This window comes from Actinoplanes sp. NPDC048791, from assembly GCF_040650095.1.
In the GTDB taxonomy this organism is placed as follows: Bacteria; Actinomycetota; Actinomycetes; order Mycobacteriales; family Micromonosporaceae; genus Actinoplanes.
In genome coordinates, this window is sequence record NZ_JBEZGQ010000551.1 from 1 (window position 1) to 5,655 (window position 5,655).

4 protein-coding genes and 1 pseudogene are annotated in these 5,655 nt (G+C 74.3%); 2 read left to right on the plus strand and 3 right to left on the minus strand.

The genetic code is table 11. The features are described from left to right. Positions 1 to 604, minus strand: a pseudogene (locus AB0C29_RS30750) (hypothetical protein); the annotation flags it as partial. A gap of 127 nt (positions 605 to 731) precedes the next feature. Continuing rightward, positions 732 to 1,583, minus strand: coding sequence for a fused MFS/spermidine synthase (locus AB0C29_RS30755; protein ID WP_360827435.1), 852 nt, complete (start codon positions 1,581 to 1,583; stop codon positions 732 to 734). A gap of 82 nt (positions 1,584 to 1,665) precedes the next feature. Between AB0C29_RS30755 and AB0C29_RS30760 the strand changes: the two genes are divergently transcribed. Together AB0C29_RS30760 and AB0C29_RS30765 are read left to right on the plus strand one after the other, a co-directional pair. After that, the gene (locus tag AB0C29_RS30760; protein WP_360827438.1) at positions 1,666 to 3,108 is read left to right on the plus strand and encodes a DUF1800 domain-containing protein; all 1,443 of its coding nucleotides are present in this window, start codon (positions 1,666 to 1,668) and stop codon (positions 3,106 to 3,108) included. Positions 3,109 to 3,110: 2 nt separating this feature from the next. Then, the gene (locus AB0C29_RS30765) at positions 3,111 to 4,367 is read left to right on the plus strand and encodes a DUF1501 domain-containing protein (RefSeq protein ID WP_360827441.1); all 1,257 of its coding nucleotides are present in this window, start codon (positions 3,111 to 3,113) and stop codon (positions 4,365 to 4,367) included. On the opposite strand, the gene AB0C29_RS30770 is transcribed toward AB0C29_RS30765, so the two are convergent. Beyond that, a partial coding sequence (locus AB0C29_RS30770) for a KR domain-containing protein (RefSeq protein ID WP_360827444.1) occupies positions 4,354 to 5,655 on the minus strand: 1,302 nt, incomplete at its 5' end. The two genes, AB0C29_RS30765 and AB0C29_RS30770, sit on opposite strands and share 14 nt — an antisense overlap.

Below are 5,655 nucleotides of genomic sequence, written 5' to 3' on the forward strand. Positions count from 1 at the left end.
CCGGCCGGTGCACCGACAGGGCGCCGAGCAGCGTCACCGTCTGGCCCTCACCGCCCTGGAAGTTGCTGAACTCCGGGCCGATCAGCAGCCGCGACAGCATCCGGGACTGCGGCGTCGACAGGTTCAGCTGGTCCGCGTGGTCGACCCGGAACCGGGCGATCGACTGCCGGATCAGGTTGGCCAGCTTGTCCGCGTCGCCGACCGTGGCCAGGTCGCCGCCCGCGAAGACCAGGGCCGGGAACGAGCCGTCGGAAGCGGCGCACACGAGCTGGATCTGCGCCGCCGCGGCCGCGCGGCCCGTCGTCCGGGCGCCGGGCTGCACCCGCAGGTGCTGCGGGTAGAGCCAGCGCAGCTCCCCCGAGGTGACCTCGAGGTCGTCGGGGGAGTCCGAGCGGGTGTACGCGTACAGCACCCGGTTGTCGGTCACGAGGACCTCGGTGCTCTCCGGCAGCGCCCAGCGCGGCAGCGACGCCGCCTGGTCGAAGGCGTACTCGGCGACAGCGCACCGGCCCTGCCACAGGGGGCGCTCACCGCCCTGCAGCGGGCCGAAGGCGTCGGAGTGGCCGGTGGGAAGCGCAGTGGGGAGAAAATGCGAATCCGGCATACCTCGATTAGATCGATATAGCAGAGGCCGGACAAGTCGCGGGGACGTGAAATTGGCTCATCGTGGAACGACGGCACCCCCGGCCCGGAGCGCGTGAACCTTTGGGCGGCGGGGCCCGTACTGCTGTCTAGGGTCGCGCGCTGAACAGCCCCTCGGGAGGGGCCGGAGAGGGAAGAGCGTCGATATCCGTCGCCGGCTGCTGACCGGAAGTGAATCGATCGAGGTCAGTCTCGACCCGCCCCGGGAACCAGTCGCCGGCCGCGCGCCGGCTCAGCTCGGGCACCGGCGGTGAGCTCCGCCCGGCCAGCACGACCAGGTTGCCGAAGCGCCGGCCGCGCAGGACCGCGGCGTCGGCGACCAGGCAGGCCTGCGGGAGCGCGGCCCGGATGGTGGCGACCTGGGTACGGGCATAGCGCAACGGCGGCCCGTCGGCCACATTGGCGATCAGCCAGCCCAGCGGCGCGAGCACCCGGGCCACCTCCCGCATGAATTCCACCGACGCCAGGTGCGCCGGGGTGCGCGAACCCGCGAAGACGTCCACCACGACCAGGTCGTACCCGTCGTCGCGCATGCCGGTGACCGCCTCGCGGGCGTCGCCGACGCGTACCCGGATCTTGGCCTTGGGGTCCCAGGGCAGCTCCCGGCGCACCAGCTCGACCAGCGGCCCGTCGATCTCCACCACCCGCTGCGGCGACCCGGGCCGGGTCGCGGCCACGTAGCGGGGCAGCGTCAGCGCGCCGCCGCCCAGGTGCAGGACCCGCAGCGGCTCCCCGGCCGGTGCGATCAGGTCGATGGCCGCGGCCATCCGGCGGATGTACTCGAACTCCAGGTGGGCCGGGTCGGCCAGGTCGACGTGGGACTGCGGAGCCCCGTCGAGCAGCAGCGTCCAGCCCGACGCCCGGTCCGGGTCCCCGACCAGCTCGGCGACGCCCGAGCCGACGGTCTCGACCCGCCGCTCACCCCGCCTGCGCTGCGCCATGGCAGCAGTATGTCGGTTGCGATCCGGTAGCACGGCGGCGGGAACCCTGGGAATCGGCGTCCGCCGGCCGACGTCGACGGTCGTGACGGCGACTGCGGATTTCCTCCCCGGTGACCCGTTGCTGCACCTGCTGCGCCGGGCGACGTACGGTCCGACGCCCGAGTCGGCCGCCGAGATCCGCCGGCTGGGCGCGCCGGCCTGGCTGGAGCGGCAGCTCAAGCCGGCCGCCATCGCCGACCCGGTCGCCGACGACCTGGTCGCCCGGCTGCCGCTGAGCCGGCTCACGATCGACGGTGTCCGGGCCAAGGTGCGCAGCGGCGCGCTCAAGATGTACGGCTGGGACACCATGTACGAGCTGGGCTGCGCCACCCTGGCCCGCTCGATCTGGAGCGAGCGGCAGCTGTTCGAGGTGATGGTCGACTTCTGGTCCAACCACCTCAACGTCACCAACCCCGCCGGCGACGTCTGGGACAGCCGGCAGGACTACGACCGGAGCGTGATCCGGCCGTACGCGCTGGGGCGTTTCGCCGACCTGCTGAAGGCGTCGGCCCGGCATCCGGCGATGCTCACGTACCTCGACAACCGTTTCTCCAGCAAGGCCGCGCCGAACGAGAACTACGGCCGTGAGCTGCTGGAACTGCACACGGTCGGGCTGGGCTACGCCGAGTCCGACGTCAAGAACGCCGCCCGGCTGCTCACCGGCATGACCGTCAGCTGGGACGACGGGCGCTACCGCTACGACGCCGGCCGGCACGCCACCGGCGCGGTCAAGGTGCTCGGCTTCCGCCACGCCAACACGAGCGCCAAAGGCGGCGAGGCCGCGGCGCTGGCCCTGCTCGACTACCTGGCCCTGCACCCGGCGACCGCCCGGCGCATCGCCACCAAGCTCTGCGTCCGCTTCGTCGCCGACGACCCGCCGCCCGCGCTGGTGACCAGGCTGGCCAAGGTCTACCTGGACAACCGGACGGCGATCGCCCCGGTGCTGCGCGCCCTCTTCGGCTCGGCCGAGTTCGCCGCGTCGGTCGGCGCCAAGACCCGCACGCCGCTCGAGGACATCGTTGCGACGGTACGCACCCTCGGCTACGCCCCCGAGAAGTCCGGCACCCAGGCGCTCAAGGCGCTCTACTGGATCACCGAGTCCGCCGGGCAGGCACCGATGGCCTGGGCGCCGCCGAACGGCTATCCCGACGTCGCCGCCGCCTGGGCGTCCCCGTCCGGGCAGGTCGTGCGCTGGAACGCGCACCTGAACATCGCCGCCGGCTGGTGGCCCAGCACGCTGCAGCGGCCGGCGTCGCTGGTCACGGCCTTCGCGGGTACGGTGCCGGCCACCTACGGCGCGCTGATCGACGCGGTCGCCACGAGGCTGGTCGGCCGTACCCTCGCCCCGGCGCACACCACGGCCATCGCCGCCTACTACGGCAAAACGCCCGCCTCGGCCCTGAAGGCGAGCGACGCCGCTGCCGGGTGGGCGTTCCCGTACCTGGTCGCCCTGCTGCTCAACTCTCCCTACTTCGCGCTGAGGTGACCATGTCCGTAGTCGAGGCCTGTGGCTGTGCCCCGGTCACCCGTCGCAAACTCCTCGCCGCGGGCGCCGCCGGGGTCTTCGCCGGACTGGTCGGCGACCAGCTCGCCACCCAGCTGGCCTTCGCCGCCGACAGCTCGTACGCCGGCGACGTGCTGGTGCTGCTGTCCCTGCGCGGCGGCTTCGACGGGCTGTCCGCCGTGGTGCCGGCCGGTGACCCCGGCTACTACGCCGCCCGGCCGGGCATCGCCGTGCCGAAGTCCCAGCTCATCGGGCGTGGCTCGTACTTCGGGCTGAACCCGGCGCTGGCGCCGCTGCTGCCGTTCTGGAAGGCCGGGACGCTCGGCGCGGTCCACGCCGTCGGCCAGCCGGCCCCGAACCGCTCGCACTTCTCGGCGATGGAGGAGCTGGAACGCGCGGCGCCCGGCACCACGCTGCGCACCGGGTGGCTGGACCGGATGACGGGCCGGCTGGGCGCGGACCATCCGTTCGACGCGGTCTCGGTGGGCAGCGCCCGGCCCGCCCGGGTGCTGGCCGGTCCGGCGCCGAGCCTCGGCCTGACCTCGATCGACGACTTCAAACTCTCCGGCGAGGACCCGAAGCGCCCGATGGCCGCGACCATGGCCGCCCTGTACGCGGGCGCACCCGACGCCCTGGCGCAGACCACGGCGATGACCACGGGGGCCCTCGCCACGGCGGGACAGCTCAAGGCGGCCGGGTATCAGCCGGCCAACGGGGCCGCGTACCCGGACACCGAGCTGGGGGCCGCGCTGCGGGACGTGGCCCGGCTGATCAAGGCGGACGTCGGCCTGCTCAGCGCGACCGTCGACTCCGGCGACTGGGACATGCACGAGAACCTGGGCGCGGCGGCGCCGGGCAAGAAGATGTACGACCACCTGGCCGACCTGGCGAAGGCGCTGGCGGCGTTCGCCACGGACCTCGGGCCGGCCGGGCTGGGCCGGGTCACCCTGGTCACCATCAGCGAGTTCGGCCGGCGGGTCGGCCAGAACGGGTCCGGCGGACTCGACCACGGCTACGGCAACGCCATGCTCGTGCTCGGCGGGGGCGTCCGCGGCGGGAAGGTGCACGGCCGCTGGCCCGGCCTGGCCGCCGCCCAGCTGGTGGACGGCGACCTGGCCGTGACGACCGACTACCGCGCGGTCATCGGGGAGATCCTGCGAGCCCGCTGCGGCATCAGCGACGTGGCGAGCGTCTTCCCCGGCGTACGGCCCAGCAGCCTGGGGCTGGTCAGCGCACGCTGAGCGGACCGGCCGGGGCGATGAACTCGATGCCCAGCAGCTCGGCCCAGAGCTCACCGTCCGGGCCGACCAGGGCCGCGTCGCAACGAGCGCCGCGCTCGTCGCGGTGACCGTCGGCCACGATGCACAGCGCCGGGCCCGGCAACCGGCCCCAGCGGTGGATGCGGCACTCGGCGACCCCCATGGGCAGCACCGGGCGGTGCTCGTCCATCGCCCAGACGCCGCTGAGCTGCAGCGCGCCGTCGAGGGCGGCGAGGTCCACCGGCAGGTCGTCGTCGGGCCAGCCCATCGCCCGGGCGCCCAGGACAGTGCCGACGACCCCCTGGGGACCGATCTCGCCGAGTGAGCGGACCACGTGCAACCGCGGGCCGTGGAACAGTGGCCGGCCGGCGTACACCGAGCTGCCCGGGAAGCGCGCCGGGTCACCGGCGGGCCGCCACTCGCGGTCCGGTCCCGGCGCGCCGAAGCCGGCCCGGAAGCACGGCTCACCCGCGTCGTTGCTCAGCCACACCTCCCGGCCGAACACCGTGACGCCGATGGTCTGCGGGTGTTCCGTGGCCACCGAGCGCAGCACCCGGACGCCGGTCAGCACGGCGTCCTGCTCCCGGACCCGGGCCGCCGCGGCCATCCAGCCCAGCCCGGCCGCCAGGGGCAGGATCGCGACGTCCTGCGGCCGGTGATCGGCGAGCCAGGGATGCGTACCGGCGTCGACCGCGACGCTGGCCGGCTGGGCCCGGTCCGGGACCGTCGAGCGCGGAGTCAGCACGATGTGGGCGGGCCCGTCGACAGCCAGCTCGGCGACGAACGCGGCCGCGCGGGCGTGGACCGGAACCGGCTCGTTGTCGGTCTCACCCGTCACCGGGCCGGCGTCGCCGGCCGGGTCCCAGGCCAGCGAGCGGACCAGGCAGCCCGGACGGCGGCGCTGCTCCGCCTCGGCGATCCGGTCCAGGGTGGCGCCGATCAGGGCCTGGGTGCCGTCGCCGAGGTCGCCGGACCAGCCGGCCACCGAGGAGAAGAGCATCAGGGTGTCGAGCGGATCCTGCGCGGTGGCGGCGATCAGCGCCGGCAGACCGGCCAGGTGCGTGCTCAGCGCCCGGTCGGCGTCGGCGGCGGACTTCTCACCCGGGCGCCGGTCCGCGACGACCTCGGCGCAGTGCAGCACTCCGGTGATCGGGCCCCACTCCGAGCGGACCACGTCCAGCTCGGCGGTGAGACGGTCGGCGTCGCGGTCGTCGGCGTGCACGTACCGGGCCTCGGCCCCGGCGGCCACGCAGGCCGCGATCGTCTGCCG